Annotated in this window: 18 protein-coding genes and 1 tRNA gene; 12 read left to right on the forward strand and 7 right to left on the reverse strand. The window is 43.9% G+C overall.

The window, feature by feature from the left end; genetic code table 11:
* Positions 1–51: 51 nt before the first annotated feature.
* Together B2746_RS16580 and B2746_RS16585 are read left to right on the forward strand one after the other, a co-directional pair.
* Positions 52–537: a DUF4442 domain-containing protein gene (locus B2746_RS16580; RefSeq protein ID WP_290796148.1), complete on the forward strand. Its 486-nt coding sequence runs from the start codon at positions 52–54 to the stop codon at positions 535–537.
* Complete coding sequence (locus B2746_RS16585) at positions 534–1,937, forward strand: MBL fold metallo-hydrolase (RefSeq protein ID WP_290796150.1); 1,404 nt, start codon at positions 534–536, stop codon at positions 1,935–1,937. The genes B2746_RS16580 and B2746_RS16585 overlap by 4 nt, the downstream gene beginning before the upstream one ends.
* Here the strand turns inward: B2746_RS16585 and B2746_RS16590 are convergent.
* On the reverse strand, positions 1,929–3,095 hold the full coding sequence (locus B2746_RS16590; protein WP_290796152.1) for a trans-sulfuration enzyme family protein: 1,167 nt from the start codon (positions 3,093–3,095) through the stop codon (positions 1,929–1,931). The two genes, B2746_RS16585 and B2746_RS16590, sit on opposite strands and share 9 nt — an antisense overlap.
* A gap of 11 nt (positions 3,096–3,106) precedes the next feature.
* Positions 3,107–3,529, reverse strand: a complete 423-nt coding sequence (locus B2746_RS16595) for an OsmC family protein (protein WP_290796155.1) — start codon at positions 3,527–3,529, stop codon at positions 3,107–3,109.
* A 61-nt stretch (positions 3,530–3,590) separates the two neighbouring features.
* Here B2746_RS16595 and metX point away from each other — a divergent pair, with 61 nt between their 5' ends.
* A complete protein-coding gene (metX, locus tag B2746_RS16600; RefSeq protein ID WP_290796157.1) occupies positions 3,591–4,628 on the forward strand; it encodes a homoserine O-acetyltransferase MetX in 1,038 nt (345 codons plus the stop codon).
* A 278-nt stretch (positions 4,629–4,906) separates the two neighbouring features.
* On the opposite strand, the gene B2746_RS16605 is transcribed toward metX, so the two are convergent.
* The gene (locus B2746_RS16605) at positions 4,907–5,596 is read right to left on the reverse strand and encodes a LytR/AlgR family response regulator transcription factor (protein ID WP_290796159.1); all 690 of its coding nucleotides are present in this window, start codon (positions 5,594–5,596) and stop codon (positions 4,907–4,909) included.
* Between the two features lie 5 nt (positions 5,597–5,601).
* Positions 5,602–5,997: a hypothetical protein gene (locus B2746_RS16610; protein WP_290796161.1), complete on the reverse strand. Its 396-nt coding sequence runs from the start codon at positions 5,995–5,997 to the stop codon at positions 5,602–5,604.
* Positions 5,998–6,068: 71 nt separating this feature from the next.
* On the opposite strand from B2746_RS16610, the gene B2746_RS16615 reads away from it, so the two are divergent.
* Entirely contained in the window at positions 6,069–8,195 is a 2,127-nt protein-coding gene (locus B2746_RS16615) for a PAS domain-containing hybrid sensor histidine kinase/response regulator (protein ID WP_290796163.1), read from the forward strand.
* Positions 8,196–8,284: 89 nt separating this feature from the next.
* The gene (locus B2746_RS16620; protein WP_290796165.1) at positions 8,285–9,346 is read left to right on the forward strand and encodes an NADH:flavin oxidoreductase/NADH oxidase; all 1,062 of its coding nucleotides are present in this window, start codon (positions 8,285–8,287) and stop codon (positions 9,344–9,346) included.
* A 19-nt stretch (positions 9,347–9,365) separates the two neighbouring features.
* Here B2746_RS16620 and B2746_RS16625 read toward each other — a convergent pair whose 3' ends face one another.
* Both B2746_RS16625 and B2746_RS16630 read right to left on the reverse strand, forming a co-directional pair.
* A complete protein-coding gene (locus B2746_RS16625; protein ID WP_290796167.1) occupies positions 9,366–10,004 on the reverse strand; it encodes a nucleotidyltransferase domain-containing protein in 639 nt (212 codons plus the stop codon).
* Between the two features lie 316 nt (positions 10,005–10,320).
* A tRNA-Glu gene (locus tag B2746_RS16630) sits at positions 10,321–10,392 on the reverse strand.
* A gap of 132 nt (positions 10,393–10,524) precedes the next feature.
* Here B2746_RS16630 and gap point away from each other — a divergent pair.
* The 5 genes from gap (at position 10,525) to B2746_RS16655 (ending at position 14,756) form a co-directional block, all read left to right on the forward strand.
* Entirely contained in the window at positions 10,525–11,538 is a 1,014-nt protein-coding gene (gene gap, locus B2746_RS16635; RefSeq protein WP_290796170.1) for a type I glyceraldehyde-3-phosphate dehydrogenase, read from the forward strand.
* A 52-nt stretch (positions 11,539–11,590) separates the two neighbouring features.
* On the forward strand, positions 11,591–12,784 hold the full coding sequence (locus B2746_RS16640; protein ID WP_290796172.1) for a phosphoglycerate kinase: 1,194 nt from the start codon (positions 11,591–11,593) through the stop codon (positions 12,782–12,784).
* A gap of 98 nt (positions 12,785–12,882) precedes the next feature.
* Positions 12,883–13,473 (forward strand): LemA family protein, encoded by a 591-nt coding sequence (locus B2746_RS16645; RefSeq protein WP_290796174.1) that lies wholly within the window; start codon positions 12,883–12,885, stop codon positions 13,471–13,473.
* Between the two features lie 9 nt (positions 13,474–13,482).
* A complete protein-coding gene (locus B2746_RS16650) occupies positions 13,483–13,944 on the forward strand; it encodes a TPM domain-containing protein (RefSeq protein ID WP_290796176.1) in 462 nt (153 codons plus the stop codon).
* Positions 13,945–13,958: 14 nt separating this feature from the next.
* Positions 13,959–14,756: a TPM domain-containing protein gene (locus B2746_RS16655; protein WP_290796178.1), complete on the forward strand. Its 798-nt coding sequence runs from the start codon at positions 13,959–13,961 to the stop codon at positions 14,754–14,756.
* Positions 14,757–14,948: 192 nt separating this feature from the next.
* On the opposite strand, the gene B2746_RS16660 is transcribed toward B2746_RS16655, so the two are convergent.
* Entirely contained in the window at positions 14,949–17,450 is a 2,502-nt protein-coding gene (locus tag B2746_RS16660) for a M1 family metallopeptidase (protein ID WP_290796180.1), read from the reverse strand.
* 112 nt (positions 17,451–17,562) lie between these two features.
* Here B2746_RS16660 and B2746_RS16665 point away from each other — a divergent pair, with 112 nt between their 5' ends.
* Positions 17,563–18,147, forward strand: coding sequence for a hypothetical protein (locus B2746_RS16665; RefSeq protein ID WP_290796183.1), 585 nt, complete (start codon positions 17,563–17,565; stop codon positions 18,145–18,147).
* 8 nt (positions 18,148–18,155) lie between these two features.
* Entirely contained in the window at positions 18,156–18,902 is a 747-nt protein-coding gene (gene truA, locus B2746_RS16670; protein ID WP_290796184.1) for a tRNA pseudouridine(38-40) synthase TruA, read from the forward strand.
* Positions 18,903–19,052 lie beyond the last annotated feature (150 nt).

The raw sequence follows: 19,052 nt of genomic DNA on the forward strand, positions 1-19,052 counted from the left end.
GGCATTTTATTTCCTGCTTATTTGGTATCTTAGGTTTCAATCAGCAGCAATATGCAGGAAACTTCTCCCTTTCTCAGGTTGGTCAGGAATTCTTTTCGGTTCCGCCTGTTTATGCTGATGAAATTACCCAGCGCTTATTTTTCAGGTGTACGGGTGCTTCAGATTGATGAAGCTTCCTCGCAGGTTTCCGTCCCTTTTAAGTGGTTTAGCCAGAATCCTTTCAAATCAACATATTTCGCCTGCCTTGCCATGGCTGCTGAAATGAGCACCGGAATTCTGGCAATGACACACACCTATAAACGCAATCCTGCGGTTTCCATGCTCGTAACCAACCTGGAAGCGAATTACAGTAAAAAAGCAACCGGCACTACTGTATTTACCTGTGAAATGGGGGATGAAATCAAAGCAGTTGTAAATGCTGCTATTGAAACAGGCGAAGCACAAACAATTAAAGTGCGCTCTGTCGGAAGAAATACCGCCGGTGAAGAAGTGGCTGAATTTTTTATAACATGGTCCTTTAAAATAAAAAAACTATGAAGATTGCCTTTCATGGTGCTGCCCGTTCCGTTACCGGATCCAAGCACCTGCTTACCTTAAAGAATGGACGAAAAATTTTGCTCGACTGTGGTATGTTTCAGGGCATGGGCAAAGAAACGGATTCCTTAAACAGACATTGGGGCTTTGATCCTGCTGAAGTGGATTTGCTGATATTATCACACGCGCATATTGATCACAGTGGGTTGATTCCCAAACTGGCCAAAGATGGATTCCATGGTAAAATCTATTGCACACCTGCTACGCGTGCCCTGGCCTCCATCCTGTTGGAAGACTCCGCTGAAATTCAGGAAGATGATGTTAAATACATCAATAAAAAACGGGCTGCATCGGGTCAGCCTTATTTAAAACCACTGTACACAAAAGAAGATGCATTGGCTGTACTGGGTTCCTTTTATGAAGTGGAATACGGCTCCTGGTTTAAAATTGAGGAAGGCGTTGAATTACTCTTTACAGACGTTGGTCATATTATTGGAAGTGCCGCCGTTCACCTTCGCATAACAGAGAATGGTAAAACAGAACAGGTTACCTTCAGCGGTGATGTGGGTCGTTATCGCGATATTATTCTTCGCTCACCGGATACCTTTCCACAGGCAGATTATATAATTATTGAATCAACCTATGGCAACAGCCTGCACGATCTTCAGGTTACCACACCGGATCACTTACTGGAATGGATCGAGAAAGTTTGTGTTAAGCGCAGAGGAAAATTAATTATCCCCGCTTTCAGCGTTGGCCGCACGCAGGAAATTTTGTTTTCTTTGAATCAGCTGGAGGTGGAACGTCGCTTACCTGAATTAGATTATTTTGTTGATAGTCCGCTTAGCATTGAAGCCACTGAACTTATTAAAGGCTATCCTCATTATTTTAATAAATCCATTCAAAAAATTCTGCAATCCGATACTGATCCATTTCATTTTAACGGATTGAAATATGTCAAGACGGTGGATGAATCCAAGCTGCTGAATTTCAGAAATGAACCCTGTGTTATTATCAGTGCCAGTGGTATGGCGGATGCCGGCCGGGTGAAACATCATATCAGTAATAATATCGAAAACAGCCGCAACGGCATATTGATGGTGGGCTATTGTGAACCAAGCTCTCTGGGTGCCCGCTTATTATCAGGCAAAAAAGAAGTATCCATATTCGGAGTTGAACATGAAGTGCACGCAGAAATTGGCTCCATCCGAAGCATGAGTGCGCACGGCGATTATGAAGACCTGAGTCAATGGCTGGCTTGTCAGGATATGCGCGCAGTTAAAAAATTATTCCTCGTGCACGGCGAATACGAAGTGCAGCAACAGTTCAAACAACGATTGGTAAACAAAGGTTTTTTAGATGTTGAAATTCCGGAAAGACATTGGGAAGTTGGCTTAAGTTAATGCCAGCGCTTGTAAAATATCGTCCAGAATATCTTCCTTGTTTTCAAGGCCAACAGAAATGCGGATCAGTCCGGCACTGATACCAACAGCTGCCCGTTCTGATTCGCTTAATTTTCCATGCGTGGTGCTGGCCGGATGTGATGCAATCGACCTGGTATCACCCAGATTGGCTGAAAGAGAAAGCATTTTGAGTGAATTCAGGAAGGTTCTGCCGGCATCAATTCCACCACTTAATTCAAAACAAACAATTCCACCACCGTTTTGCATCTGTTTTTTTGCAATTTCATATTGCGGATGATGCGGAAGGAAAGGATATTTTACCCAGGACAATTTGGCATGTCCATTTAGTTTTTCGGCAAGATATAATGCATTCGAGGCATGTCTGTCCATCCGTACTTCCAATGTCTCCAGACTCTTACTTAATATCCAGGCATTAAAGGGCGATAAAGAAGGACCGGTGCTTCTGCAAAACAGATACACTTCTTTGATAAGTTCTTTTTTACCAAGAACAATACCTCCCAATACACGGCCCTGGCCATCGAGCCATTTGGTAGCCGAATGTATAATGAGATCGGCTCCCCATTCAGCCGGTTGCTGGTTAACCGGCGTTGCAAAACAATTGTCTACATTAACCAGTAATCCGTATTTATCGGCCAGCTTTCTTACCGATTCCAGATCAATGATTTCCAAAGCCGGATTGGTGGGTGTTTCCAGATAGATCATTTTGGTAGTCGGCCGGATGGCCGCTTCCCAGCTCTGGATATCTGCAGCATCCACATAGCTGTGCTCTATTCCGTATTTGGGTAAATATTTGGTAATAACCGTATGCGTGCTTCCGAAAATACTCCTGCAGGCAAGCAGGTGATCGCCCTGTTTCAAAAAACTCATGAAACTCGCGAATATCGCACTCATGCCGGATGCCGTGGCAAAACCAGCTTCGGTTCCTTCCAGCGCACACATGCGATCCACAAATTCCTGCACATTCGGATTGCTGAACCGACTGTAAATATTATCATCCGTTTCATCCGCAAAGGCGGCGCGCATATCTTCAGCATCATCAAAACAAAAACTACTGGTCAAAAACAGGGGCTGAGAATGCTCCATTTCATCAGTACGGTCAATCTGGGTACGAATCACTTTCGATATCGGATGTTTCATGCTTCTTTCAATTATGCTTTAATTCTAACCTCATAGCTGATTTCACAACCACCTCTGCGAAGGGTTTCTGCAACCGAACAATATTTATCCATAGATAGTTGAGCTGCCCGTTTTGCTTTGTCTTCATCAATAGTACCCCCGAGCGTAAAAATGATTTTAGCTGCTTTCCACAAGGCCGGCTCTTTCCCGGTTTCCCGTTCTGCTTCAATATGCATATCAAAATAGCTGATTTCCTGGCGCTGTTTCTTCAGAATGCTAATCACATCTATACCACTGCAACCACCCAGTCCCATTAGCAGAAGTTGCATCGGACGAACGCCGTAATTGGTACCTCCCGTTTCCGGACTGGTATCTATACGAATAGTATGCCCATTGGCATCAGTAGCTTCAAAGCCATAATCCCCTGAAGTCCGGATTACATCTATTTTAATCATAAACCTTTATTTTTTTTTCAATTCGTACAAAGGTAACGGTGGGAGCGTTTATTTTGCAGTTATGCAGCATCGTTTTGTATCGCCCCTGCCATTTACCCTGGAAAGTGGTGCCGTTTTGGAGGAATTGGAGATCGTATTTCATACCTATGGTAGGTTGAATGCCTCCAAATCCAATGTGATCTGGGTTTGCCATGCATTAACAGCCAATGCGGATGCGGAAGCCTGGTGGCCTGGACTGATTGGTGCGGGTGCCACCATTAATCCGGATGAATATTTCATTGTTTGTGCCAATATTCTGGGTTCCTGTTATGGAAGCACCGGTCCTCTTTCCATTAATCCAACAACCGGCCAGCCTTATTATATGAATTTCCCCCAGCTCACCATCCGTGATTTGGTAAATGCGCATATTCTTTTACGAAATCATCTTGGTTTATCTGAGATTTACCTGCTTATGGGAGGCAGTATGGGTGGGTATCAGGTGCTTGAATGGGCCCTGATGGAACCCTCAGTTATCCAGAAATTATTTCTAATCGCTACTTCTGCTTCTGAAAGTCCCTGGGGAATTGCCATCCATGAATCCCAGCGCCTGGCAATTGAAGCAGATTCCAGCTGGCGCGAAGAACACCCGCAGGCAGGAGCAGCCGGATTGAAAGCGGCCCGCGCCATTGGCATGCTGACCTATCGCAATTATACCGCTATGTCGGAACAACAGAAAGAAGAAGATCTGGAGAAAATAGATGGATTTAAAGCAGCTTCCTATATGCGCTATCAGGGCGAAAAACTGGTTAGCCGATTTAATGCCCAATCTTACTGGATTCTTACAAAAGCCCTGGATAGTCACAATATTGCCCGTGGCAGAAAACCCACCCTTGAAGAAACACTTGCTTTAATCAAACAACCAACCCTTGTGATGGGTGTTTCGAGTGATTTACTTTGTCCGATTGCAGAACAAGTTAAAATTGCCAATTCTATTCCCTCCGCCAACTTTATCGAAATCGACTCCAATTACGGCCACGATGGATTTCTCGTGGAAGCCATGGTAATCGGCGAACAATTGAAAAGCTGGCTGGAGAAGAAGGAGAAAAAGGAGAAAAAGTAGGAGAAGAAACATCTCCTTAGATTTTCACCTCTCACTTCTCCCCTCTATCTTTTCACCTTTCACCTTTCACCTTTCACCTAAAAAGTTTCCCCGCTGGACAGGCGGGGAACAAGATTTTAACCAGACGATAAACAGGATGGTTTTCCGGATATCAGACAGTGGACTAGACTGTTTGCTTATGAATACAAATATCTGAACTGTTTTCCTGCTTCAGAAATTGATTCGCCCAGCTTTATCCTTTTGTCGATTAATGGAAAATTTTATTCGATAAACCGGATTTAAACAATTTTAATACGGCTCATTACAGTGCTGCGATTGGCTTTGCTTACCGGTATTTTGGCATTCGCGATATACAGGGTATTATCCCTGATATCAGAAATTTTATTCATATTAATGATATACGACCGGTGCACCTTACAAAAAACATCCGGATTGATTTTCTCTGTCAATGCCTTGATAGTATTGTGACTGATTATTTTTTTATCATTCGTGATAAACTTCACATAGTCGCCCATGCTTTCAATATATAATATATCGTCGTTATTCAGGCGAATCAGTTTGCCATCACTCTTGATAAACACATGCGACATCTCTTCAACTTCTTCTTTCTTTTCGTTCACCGGTTTTAATTTATCCAGCGATTGAATAAAACGCTGGTAACTGAATGGCTTGCGCAGAAAGTCAATAACACTGTATTCAAAGGCATCAAACGCATATTCCGTTTTGGATGTCGTAAGAATTACCTGTGGTTGATATTGCATCTGATCAAGCAGACTGAATCCATTGGCACCGGGCATCTCAATGTCCAGGAACAGCACATCCACTGCATTCTCTGATAAAAACGGTATGGCCTCTTCTGTTGATTTGAAAGTATGTACTACATTAATCTTACCGCTTTTAATGCAGTATTTCTGTAATACATCTGCAGCAACGGAAAGATCTTCTACGATAACAGCTGTAAATTTCATGACCATTATTGTTTTAAATATTCCTGAATTTTGATTGCTTCCTGTCTGATCAGCTCCAGTCCTTCCAGTATAAACGGTTTTTCTTCTTCAAGTCGTATAAGCGCCTCGTTTATTGTTGGGTTACCGCTGAAAAAATTTTCCATTTGCTGAAACTTTTCCTGGAATTCGGACAATCCACAGTATCCCCATAGTGGTTTTACTAAGTGTACTCTACGTTTTAGTTCGGTGATTTCTCCGTTTTCTGCCAGCCAGAAATATTTGGCCGATTCTTCAGCAAGTTGCTGATGGGAGGTAATGAAGATGTCTGAAATAGCGGCCAGGTCATTGTCGTGCATTTCCAGCAGGAACATGCCGTCAAACTGGCTACTGAGTTGGAACACAGTGTCCGAAATGGCTTGCATAGGGTACAATTTTTTAATTACTCGGTACGTTTGATAGGCAGATAAAATCTCCGACTACCAAAACGAAAACGATGAATCGTACCAACATATTATCCGGTGTAGTGAGATATTGGGAAAAATTAGCGGAAGATCTCTACCACCGGCAAGAGAACCTGCCTGCCTCCCCTCTGAAAACGTTGACAGAGGTTGGCATTGTTGTGGCTGGTCTCAATATGATCCTTTGTACCATTATGAAGGAATATATGGCGGCATTTGCCTGTCTGATGGTCTGCTCCCTGCTTTTTTTCTCCTATTTTCTCCGCTTGTATAACCGCCAGGAATTTGCTAAATGGGTGGTAATTATCAGTTTTAATGCCGGTGTGCTGGTAGTGAGTTATTTCGTTGGTATAAAATCCGGCGTGTATCTCTATTATTTCCCGGTGATTTTTGCCATGATATTTCTGATTGATACCAAAATCAGTAAAGACCTTATTATTGCAGAAATCGCAACACTTACTTTTTTTGGAATAGCGTTTATCATCTCCCCCAACAATGGAAGCGGAAACCTGGTTCAGCAATCTCATTATATCTATAACCTTCGGATTAATCTTACTCTGTCTCTTTTGTTAACCGGACTGGTAGCTTTTTCCATTTTGAAAGCACTCAATAAAAAGGAAGAAGATATACTGGGTGAGAAAAATTTAGGCGATACCATTTTTAATACCTCTCTCGATGCAATTTTTATTATTGATCTCGACACACAATTGATTTCAGATTGTAATAAAAGAGCATTGGAATTGTTTGCTATCCGTTCAAAAGAAGGGATCACGCTAACTGCGGTGGAGTCTATCCTGGGCGAAGAATCCGGGAAAAGATTGAATGCATTCAGTAAGGAACCCTATCAGTCTCATTCTCCCTGGTTTGGCAATATGGAATTCTCCGATGTGGAAGGCCGGCCAATTTTTGCCTATGTTAACATCGTGGTGTTCGAACACCAGAAATGTAAGTATGCTAAAATGAGTATCCTGGATATTACTGAGGTGAAAATTGCGGAAGTGGAAACGCTCAAAGCAAAAGAAAGAGCGGAGCGCGCTGCTAGAGTGAAGTCAAGGTTCCTGAGTAATATGAGCCATGAACTTCGTACACCTTTAAATGCAATTATTGGAACTACCAATCTGCTTCATCAGGAATATCATCTCAACAGCCAGCGGCAAATGCTGGATGTGCTGAAGCATTCCTCTGAACATATGCTTACTCTGGTGAATGATATCCTGGATTATAGCAAGCTGGAGGCGGATAAAATGGAACTCAACAAGGAACCGTTTAATCTGAGTGATTTCCTTGAAAAAGTGGTGACTGTTTTTGAAAACCCGGTTAGGCAAAAAAATCTCATGTTTCAGGCAGATATCTCCTCAGTTTTAGGAATTGATATCATTGGAGATGAACTTCGCCTACAGCAGGTCCTGAATAATCTTTTATCGAATGCCATCAAGTTTACGGATAAAGGAACCATCAGCATGGCAGTGAAGATTCTGATGCGCAGAAGTAATAATGTAACCCTGCGTTTTTCAATATTGGATACAGGCATTGGGATTTCAAAAGATAAACAACATCGGATTTTCGATAAATTTTATCAGGCAGATCTTGAAACAACCCGTAAGTATGGCGGTTCTGGCTTAGGGTTAGCTATCAGCCATTATATCGTGCAGAAAATGGGCGGTGATCTTTCCGTTGAAAGTGAACCTGGCAAAGGCAGCACCTTCAGTTTTACCGTTACGCTGCCTTTGGAAACGGAACGGCAGAGTTATATTGAAGAAGTAAAAGAAGTTCGGCTCGAAGATCTTTCCGGAATCAGTGTGCTGGTAGCAGAGGATAATCCAATCAACATGATGGTGGTAAAACGATTCCTTGCGAAGTGGAATGCGGATGTTATTGAGGCTGTAAATGGATTGGAAGCGGTCCGTTTTTATAGTGAAAAAAAACCCGACATTTTGCTGGTAGATCTTGAAATGCCTGAATTAGACGGCACGGGCGTTGTTGCCTATATCCGAAAAACAGAAAAGGATATTCCTATTATCGCGTTTACTGCTGCGGTCTATGACCATATGCAGGCCGATTTAATTGATAAGGGCTTTAATGACTTTATACCCAAGCCTTTCCGCCCGGAAGACCTGAAACAAAAGTTATTGCAGTATGCCCGAAAATTGCAACATGTGTAGTATTGTTTTTCAAGGGCCGGTTTCTACCGGCCTTTTTCTTTCAACCAAATTGAAACGCTGTGGTTATATTACCATAGCAATTTATACATATGGCAAATTTATTTTCTCCCTTAACTATAAAGTCGGTTACTATCAAAAACAGAATCGCTGTTTCTCCCATGTGTCAATATTCAGCCCTGGATGGTTTCGCCAATAACTGGCACCTGGTTCATTTGGGGGCAAGAGCTGTTGGCGGAGCCGGACTGGTACTTATGGAAGCAACAGGAGTACGTGCGGAAGGCCGGATCACGCCTGGTTGTTTGGGAATCTGGAAAGATGAACAGATTGGACCGCTTAAAAACATCGTGGATTTTATTCAGCAGCAGGGTGCTGTTGCCGGTATTCAATTGGCACATGCAGGCAGAAAAGCCTCCTGTAATTTGCCCTGGAAAGGCGGTTTGCAATTGAGTCTGGAGGAAGGAGGATGGACTACAGTGGCCCCTTCCGCCATTGCATTTGCAGATAAGGAACGCGAACCGGTCGAACTTTCTATCGAAGCCATTCAGGAGCTCATTCAGGATTTCAAAGCAGCTGCAGGGAGAGCGAAAGAAGCGGGATTTCAACTGCTTGAAATACATGCAGCACATGGCTATTTAATCCATCAGTTTTTATCACCTCTGTCGAACAAAAGAACAGATAAATATGGTGGCAGCTTTGAGAACCGGATTCGGTTCCTGCAAGAACTGGTTACTGCTGTTCAGGAGGTTTGGCCGGCTGACCTGCCTTTGTTTTTACGCGTTTCTGCTACTGATTGGGTAGAAAATGGTTGGAAGCTGGAAGATACCCTGCAATTAGCCGATCATGCCAAAAAATGGGGCATTGACCTGATGGATTGTTCTTCAGGAGGGAATATGGGTGGAGTTAAAATTCCAACCGGCCCCGGATATCAGGTTCCTTTCGCAACTGCGGTTAAAGAAAGAGGAATGCTTTCCGCAGCAGTTGGGCAAATTACAACCGCTGTGCAGGCAGATGAAATCATCCGTTCAGAAAAAGCTGATTTGGTTTTATTAGCCCGTGAAATGTTACGGGATCCTTATTTTGCCTTACATGCGGCTGCTGAACTGGGGGAAGAAATAACCTGGCCTTCACCTTATCTGAGAGCAGCCAAATAAAGCAGCTTTTTTAAAAAGCTTAACTGCCCAGCGTTACCAACTCATCCTGTACTCTTTTTCTGAGTAATTCATACTCCGGTGCGGTTTCCCATTTGGTATGGGGTACCAGTAAAATAGTTGCACGGGTACCCTGCTGCAAGGTGTAGTTCAGCAAATTCTCCTGCAATTTCCATTTGATTGCCGAAGAATAATTTCGGGTGGTTAATAGGAGCAGATCCCAATCGCTTTGTGTGGTATGAACACCTTTTGCACGATCACCGAACAGATAGGCCTCGGCATCGGGAATTTCCGTACGAATGATTTTTTTTAAAGCGGTTGCCGTTTTTTTGTCCAGTTTTTCCTGTTCCGTTTCTTCAAATAAATTTCCTTCTCCTTTTGAAAGCAGGAAATGTTTTACAATGGCACGAAACACTTTATTTGGCGGTACCTGCAGTATCTCACAGGCACGCTGTTTGAGCCGGGGATCTGCTTTATAGCTCTTGGCAACGATAATGGCCATGCTCATTAGTTCATTGTTCTCTTTTTGTTTGGGAGATAATTTTCTGCGAGACATGTCCGGTACGGTGGTAATCACTGTTTTGTCCTGGTATTGCTTTACAACCAGATTGCCGATTTTTCCCGATGCCCCGGTCAGAAGGGGGTTACCTGTTACTTTCATGGATGGATGGTTTAGTGTCAATATAGCCAAAATATAGTATATATACAATATATGTACATTAATTCTTCATTAAACTATCATTTAGAAATCAATGATTAATGGAGACTTAATGGAGGATGAATGGAGAAAGAATGAAAAATGACTGTTTTAGCACTATGTATTCAATATACTATAGGTATGCTGTCGGGGAAGTCATGAAATCAGGAAGAGGGATGAAGCCGGATGAATAAAAAGGGGAACAAAAAACGGTTTCTGACGGATATAATCTGAACCCGGATAAAAACAAAAAAGAGCTGAAATTTCAGCTCTTTTTTCGTACCGCGTACGGGAATCGAACCCGTCATTCATCCGTGAAAGGGATGCGTCTTAACCGATTGACCAACGCGGCATTTCCCTTTTGGGAGTGCAAAGATAGGGAGTGCAATATTTCTACCAAAAATTTTTTCAAAATTTTTCTTCCCCCTGCTATGCGTTAACTTAGCGCCTCATTCATTAAAAGTAAAACACAAACTAAACCATTATGAGCACTGTAAAAGTTGCCATCAACGGATTCGGAAGGATTGGACGTCTGGTATATCGCCAGATTTATAACATGGAAGGAATTGATGTGGTTGCTATCAATGACCTGACTTCTCCGGCAGTACTGGCGCATCTGCTGAAATATGACAGCGCACAGGGTCGATTTGATGCCGACGTAAAAGCTACGCAGGATGCCATCATCGTTAATGGCGATGAGGTTAAAATATATGCACAGAAAGATCCGGCTCAAATTCCCTGGGGTTCTCACGGAGTGGATGTTGTTATTGAAAGTACCGGTTTCTTTACCGATAAAGACAAAGCAGCAGCCCACCTGAAAGCCGGTGCAAAACGCGTGGTGATTTCTGCCCCTGCAACAGGTGATCTGAAAACCATCGTGTATAATGTAAACCATGCTATTCTGGATGGTTCTGAAGAAATCATTTCCTGCGCTTCCTGTACTACCAACTGTCTGGCGCCAATGGCAAAAGTGCTGAATGATTCTTTCGGCATCACCATCGGAAGCATGACTACCGTACACGCTTACACGAATGATCAGAATACACTCGATGCACCCCATGCAAAAGGTGATCTTCGCCGTGCAAGAGCCGCCGCTGCCAACATCGTTCCAAACAGTACCGGTGCTGCAAAAGCAATCGGACTGGTTTTACCTGAATTAAAAGGTAAACTCGACGGTGGCGCACAGCGTGTTCCAACCATCACCGGTTCCTTAACCGAACTGACGGTTGTGCTGGGTAAAAAAGTTACACTCGAAGAAGTAAACGGTGCCATGAAAGCTGCCAGCAACGAAAGCTTCGGTTATACCGAAGACGAAATCGTGAGCAGTGATGTAATTGGCATCAGCTTCGGTTCCCTGTTCGATGCTACGCAAACCAAAGTAATTACGGTGGGCGATCAGCAATTGGTAAAAACTACCAGCTGGTACGATAACGAAATGAGCTATGTGAGCCAACTGGTTCGCACAGTAAAATATTTCGCCGGACTTATTTCCAAATAAACAGACTAAAGCGGGTTCTGCCCGCTTTTATTTTTACTTCCAGAATTCTTGTATGAGCCAATTTAATCAACATTCTTATGCTGGTCAAAAGGCACTCATTCGCGTTGATTTCAACGTGCCTCTGAATGCTTCTTTTGAAATTACAGATGATACCCGCATGCGGGCAGCAGTTCCAACTATTAAAAAAATCCTGAAGGATGGCGGTTCTGTCATCCTGATGAGCCATCTCGGCCGACCAAAAGATGGTCCAACTGATAAATATTCACTGAAACATATTGTTGCTCACCTGAGTCAATTACTCGATGTGCCGGTTGATTTTGCCAATGATTGTATTGGTGATGAAGCGATGCAAAAGGCAGGATCACTTCAACCCGGACAGGTTTTACTTTTGGAAAACCTGCGTTTTTATAAAGAAGAGGAAAAAGGTGATAAAGGATTTGCAGAAAAGCTGGCGAAGCTGGGTGATGTATATGTAAATGATGCGTTTGGAACAGCGCACCGTGCGCATGCTTCTACCGCAGTAATTGCTGAATTTTTCCCACGCGATAAACGGTTCTTCGGCCTGGTAATGGAAGGAGAAGTGAAGAGTGCCGAAAAAGTATTGCATAAGGCAGAACGTCCGTTTACTGCCATCATAGGTGGTGCAAAAGTGTCCGACAAAATCCTGATCATCGAAAATCTGCTGGAACGTGCCACTGATATCATCATTGGTGGTGGAATGGCCTATACCTTTAAAAAAGCAATGGGTGGCGAAATCGGCAATTCTCTTTGTGAAGAAGATCGCCTTGAAATGGCCGCTGCTTTATTGGAAACAGCAAAGAAGAAAGGCGTGTCTATTCATTTGCCAGCCGATTCCATTGCAGCCGATAAATTTGATGCCAATGCAGCTACGCAAACTGCACCAAGTGATCAGATTCCTGCCGGCTGGATGGGACTTGATATTGGTCCGGATGCCCGTAAACGTTTTGCTGAAGTAATCCTGGCTTCCAAAACCATTCTTTGGAATGGCCCGATGGGTGTGTTTGAAATGGAAAAATTTCAGGCTGGTACCAAAGCCATTGCTGATGCAGTAGCCGAAGCAACGGAAAAAGGGGCTTTTTCACTTGTTGGTGGGGGTGATTCTGTTGCTGCTGTGAATCAGTTCGGCTATACGGATAAAGTTAGTTATGTATCCACAGGTGGTGGAGCCATGCTCGAATATTTTGAAGGAAAAGTATTGCCCGGCATTGCTGCCATCAATAGTTAAGCCTTCACTCAAATTATTTTTAGTGGAGCATCCAACCCGGTGCTCCTTTTTTTTGTCTGGATTATTGTACATTTAATTATATATATAAACTCTCTGCCATGAATTCAAAAAATTTGATCCTGATTATTGTTCTTGGTGCTCTTGTATTATTTGGTTTCCGTGCCTGCAGTGGATACAACAGCATGGTTTCCCTGGATGAAAATGTAAAAAACAAATGGGCCAATGTGCAAAGTGATTACCAGCGCAGGGCAGATCTGATTCCAAACCTGGTAAACACTGTAAAAGGTGCTGCAAACTTCGAGCAGGAAACATTGACACAGGTTATTGAAGCCCGCTCAAAAGCTACTTCCGTACAAATTGATCCTACCAATATAACTCCTGAAAAACTGGCCGAATACCAACAGGCGCAGGCCGGCGTATCAAGTGCATTAGGTCGCTTGCTGGCAGTAGTGGAAAACTATCCTGATCTGAAAGCCAATCAGAACTTCCGTGATCTTCAGGCACAATTGGAAGGCACAGAAAACAGAATAAAAGTTTCCCGAAACGACTTCAACGCTGCGGTGCAGGAATACAACAGTTCTGTTCGCCGCTTCCCTAATAATATTTTCGCAGGAATGTTTGGCTTCTCCGTGAAAGAAGGATTCAAAGCTGATCCTGGTTCTGAGAATGCTCCAAAGGTTCAATTTTAATTAAGGCTGATGGCATTTTTTTTCCTGAAACGCAAAACCCGCTTTTTTACGCATGATGAAGCTGCCAGAGTACTGGACGCTATTCGGACGGCGGAAAAAATGACCAGTGGTGAAATCAGGGTTTTCGTTGAAAGCCGCTGTAAATATGTCAATCCGATGGATCGGGCTGCAGAATTATTCTGGACTTTGCAAATGGATCATACCCAGGAGCGAAATGCAGTGCTGATTTATATCGCTTCCAAAGATCATCAGGTGGCTATTTGGGGGGATGATGGCATTCATGCTGTAGCCGGACCGGATTTCTGGAAAACAGAAATCAGTATGGTGGTCAATCATTTCCGCAATAATGCCTATGCTGATGGATTGATATATGCCATTCATGATATTGGCCAATTATTAAGTACGCATTTTCCCTACAAATCCACCACGGATAAAAATGAATTGCCTGATGACATCATTTTTGGTCATTAAGCACCTAATGAATTATGAATAAATTATTAGCCTGGGTAATCCTGCTCTTTGTTTCGCTGTCTCTGACAGCGCAGGATCGTGTCTTACCCAAGCCCAATCCCCCGAGATTGGTAAATGATGCTGCTCAATTGCTGACGCCCGATCAGGTGGCAGCACTGGAGGCAAAGCTGGTGGCCTATGATGATACCACGTCCAATCAGATTGCAATTGTATTGGTTAAAACCTTAAATGGATTGGAGCCGAACGATTATGCAACAGAATTGGGCAGGCTATGGGGTATAGGTGGAAAAGAATTTAATAATGGCGTTGTAGTATTAGTTTCTACCGGTAATGACGGACAGGAAAAACGGAAAGTTTATATCGCACCTGGTTATGGCCTGGAAGGTGCGATCCCCGATATTATTGCCAAGCGAATTGTAGACCGTGAAATGATTCCTCACCTTCAATCCGGGAATTATTACCGTGCGTTGGATGAAGCAACGGATGCCCTTATTAAAGCAGCCGCAGGGGAATACAAGGCGCCGGAAGGCTATCGGGATCGTGGCAAAGGAGGTAAAGGAATTCCGGTTGGACTGATTGTTTTTATCATAATTATGGTGATCCTTTTCAGCTCCCGTGGCGGCGGCGGTCGTGGTGGCGGTGGTATGTTGAGTCGCCGTGGCTATAGAGGCTGGAATGGCGGTCCGCCGGTTATTTTCCCCGGCGGCTTCGGCGGTGGCGGTGGAGGTTTCGGCGGCGGCGGCGGCGGCGGCGGCTTTGGCGGTTTCGGTGGCGGCGGCTTTGGCGGCGGCGGCGCAGGCGGAGACTGGTAGTGGGAGAGGAGAAAAGGGAGAAAAAGGAGGAAAAGGAGGAAGAGGAGACAACGGAGAAGGGTGAGAGTGTGTTTTTCCGTTGGAAATCGAATTAAATGAGAAATAAAAAGGCTGCGCCTCACCGGCGCAGCCTTTCTTACTTTTTACTTTTCACTTTTCACTTCCCACTTCCCACTTCCCACTTCCCACTTCCTAAAACCCCTTCTTCTCTCCACTTCTCGCGGCCTTAATGTATTCAACCACATCAGTTGCTTCGGCACCGGTGTTTTTCTGCCAGGCCTGCTGAATACTCTGCAGAATCATGTTATTGATAAAGGGATCGATTTGCGTACGGTATTGCGCGGGAATTCCTTCTCTGAACTTTACAATATGATCAACCCCTGTTTTTGCCTGATTGGCATCTTTGGTGCCAGCCAGTAATCTTGCAAAAGGTTCCAGTAGTTCCAGCTTTTCCTGAGACAAAGGCATACGGCCAAATGCTTCATTAATCGGTGCAACTGCTTCGGCAATATTGTTTTTTGCTGCAATATTGGTTAGTGCAGGAATCAGGCTTCCTTTAACCGGTTGCGTCAGCATTTTTTTTGCTGCATCAACGGCAAAGCTGTTATCCCGCTCAATCAATGCAGTTAAAGATGCTCCGGCAACAGAGTATGAAGAATCGGTAACTCCTTTTTTATAAATCGCAGTGTAAGCATCATTGCTGTAGGAGGCCAGTAAGCCAATAGCTTTCGCTTTCACCGTAGCTTTTGGATCTTTTGCTGCCATCTCTGCAATGCTTTTTTCGGCTGCTGTTTTGATAGCGGCATTTTTGAGATCCAGTGATTGCAAAGCCAGTGTGCGTAATCCATGATAGGGGTCTTTCAAAGACTCCAATAGAATGGATTGTGCAAGCGCCTGCCCTTGTTGTTCTTTTGCAAACTCAATAGCTTCTCTTCTGTCCAGATAGTTACCGGCATGTTTGTACTGATAGGCAAACTGCTCCAGTGTTTTGTCGTCTTTTTTCTCTGCAAGTAATACTTTATCGCCATCCACATTTATAAGATCCGGACGTTTTTTATAATTGAACTGAAAGCTGTCTGCACGATTGCTTACCATCACCTGATAACGTGTTTTCTTGCCGGCTTCATACACATCAATAGCCATCGGTAACTGGAAAACCTTATCGCCTTCCTGTGTTTGCTTTATGTAAACAGTTGCAGTACCGGCAGCGTCGTTGTAGGCATAACTGATCTCAAGCTTTGGATGCCCACTTCCAAAATACCACTGATTAAAAAACCAGTTCAGGTCTTTTCCGCTGATCTCTTCAAACGCAAGTCGCAGTTGATGTGCTTCTGCCGATTTAAAACGGTTATCTGTTAAATATTTATTGAGTGATTTGAAGAATGCACTATCACCGAGATAAGTACGCAACATATGAAGAATTCTTCCGCCTTTCTGATAACTAACGGCATCGAACATGTCTTCTTTATCATGGTAATGATAACGGGCCAGATTTTTGGATGCATTTTCCGGATTCGCCAGGTATCCTTCCATGGCTGAATAAGAAGCGGCGGCACCGGCATCTTTTCCATATTTGTATTCATTCCAAAGTGTTTCGCTATAGTCTGCAAAAGACTCATTCAGGGTGAGGTTGCTCCAGCTTTCTGCCGTTACATAATCACCAAACCAGTGGTGGAATAATTCATGCGCGATAACATCTTCCCATCGGTTACCATCAACCAGTTCACGGGCATCCTGCTGTGCGCTTTCCTGATGAAGGGTAGCGGTCGTATTTTCCATCGCGCCGCTAACATAATCTCTGCCAACAATCTGCGCATATTTGACCCAGGGGTATTCTATGCCGGTAACTTTTGCAAAAAATGCCATCATCTCCGGTGTATGTCCGAATATTTTTTTGGCTACCGGAGCATATTCTTTTTCTACATAATAACTCACTTCTTTTCCCTTGTAGGATTCTTTCACAACAGCGTAATCGCCCACGCCCATAAAGAAGAGGTAAGGTGCATGCGGCAGGTCCATCTTCCAATGATCCGTTCTTGTTCCATTGGTGTTTTTCTTTTGTGAAACCAGTTTCCCATTACTAAGTGTAACGTATTTCTCAGGAACCGTCATCTTGATTTCCTGTGTAGTTTTTTGTCCGGGCCGATCAATTGTTGGGCACCATACAGAAGTGGCTTCGGTTTCTCCCTGTGTCCAGATTTGGGTGGGTTTGTTTTTGTCTTCTCCGGTTGGATTGATAAAGTATAAGCCTTTGGCATCGGTAATGGCTGCACTTCCCTGAACTTTTAATTCATTGGGTTTGGCGATATAATCAATATAAATCGTGTATTTTTCTTTGTTGGTATAGGTTTTATTGAGTTGAATGCGCAAGGCCATTCCGTCGTACTGGTATTTCAACGGACTGTTTTTAGTGCCGGAGGACAATGCCACGGTTTTAATCTCCATTCCTTTGGCGTCCAGTGTCAGCGAGTCGGTTGGATAAAAATGAGGCTGAAGGGTAATCCAGGCTTTACCGTTAAGATAAGCTTTGCTGTAATCGAATTGAACATCCAGACTGGTATGTACCAGGTTATTGATGCGGGCCGGCGTTTCCCGATAGATCTTTTGGGCGGCATCTTCCTGTTTGGAATCTTCCTGTGCATCGGCGCCCAATAAGGCCATCAGGCAAAAAGAGAGCAGTAATCCTTTTTTCATACGTATATTTTACCGGGTAAATTTATTCGATCGCTTTCAATAGACATCATAAAAATCCCTCAAAATGAAGAACGGCGGGTTTAACTGGATTTATACCTAATTTCCCGGTTCAATGCGGAGTTTTTTTCTATTTCTTTTTGGTTTATTGGGCGTTCTGGCTGTTGAAGCACAGGAATCGGGTTACTTATATATTGAATCAGAAACCGGACAACCCTTTTATGTGAGAAGTAAGGACAGCCTTTATTTGTCTGCTCCGGAGGGTTTTTTAATTCTTGCTCCATTAACCGGAATTAAAGGTGATTTGGTGCTTGGATTTCCCGGACAGGCAGCGGCAGCATTTGTATTTACTATTCCTAATTCAGGAATTGAGACGGGCTGGCTGCTACGAAGGGTGAATGGCGAAGGGTGGCGGCTCTATGATTACCGGTTGGATGAACTGGTAAATATCCGTCGCCTTGGCAGGGCCGAGAACCGGTTTACCGGAATGCAAAAACGGACCGATGCCTTTGCTCTGCAGCTCTCCAAAGTAGTAAATGATACGGCCATACTTTATTCCAGGCCGGCCCCGGTTCCGGCGGCTCCATCCATTCAGATGGTGAGTCAGATGGAAAAGGACGGGTTTTGGGTCCTGGTTTATGAAATAACCGAAAATGGCCGGGTAGAACGGGTTGAAATTGAAATCCCCAAAGAAAAATGAAGGGCTGAATGAAACGATATTTTTTGGAACTGAGTTATATGGGAAACGCCTATGCCGGTTTCCAGCGACAGGAAAATGCTAAGACGGTTCAGTCGGAAATGGAGAAGGCGATGCAGACCCTGCTGCGCCGGCCGGTTGAATTAACCGGATCTTCCCGAACAGATGCGGGTGTTCATGCGCTGCAGAATTATTTCCATTTTGATAGTGATGGGGAGTTGAAAGAGCGGTTGTTGTATAACCTGAATGCTCTGCTGCCGCCGGATATTGCCATACGGTCGCTGCAGGAAATGCCGGATACCGCACACAGCAGATTTGATGCGGTTAGCAGGGAGTATCGCTATCATATTTATCGGGATAAGGATCCGTTTAACAGGGATCGGGCCTATTATTTTCCGTATCAGCTTGATTTTGGATTAATGCAGCAGGCAGCCGGGATTTTGATGGAGTACCAGGATTTTACCAGTTTCAGTAAACGGAATACCCAGGTGAAAACCTTTATCTGCCGCCTGGATGAGAGTATCTGGACACTGACGGAAGAAGGCCATCTGCAGTATTATGTGAAGGGAAATCGGTTTTTGCGGGGAATGGTTCGGGCTTTAACGGCCACCATGTTGAAATTGGGCCGTGGCAGGATCGGTTTGCATGAATTCAGGGCAATCATTGAAGCCAGGGATTGTACCAGGGCCGATTTTGCGGTACCTCCGCATGGGTTGTTTTTGGAGAAAGTCAACTACCCGGAAGGCTATTTTAATTAGCCTTTCTGTCCTGTCAAATATTACCCTCAAAAATATATTAATTGGCAAAACCTTGCTGGTGGCTGGTTTGGTGATTTTTTGGTTTTTATAGGATCAAACTTATTTGGAAATCAATGCATTCTGCCTTTATCTTTGCGCCCCGCTTGGGAG

The organism is Flavihumibacter sp. UBA7668, assembly GCF_002483205.1.
Taxonomy (GTDB): Bacteria; Bacteroidota; Bacteroidia; order Chitinophagales; family Chitinophagaceae; genus Flavihumibacter.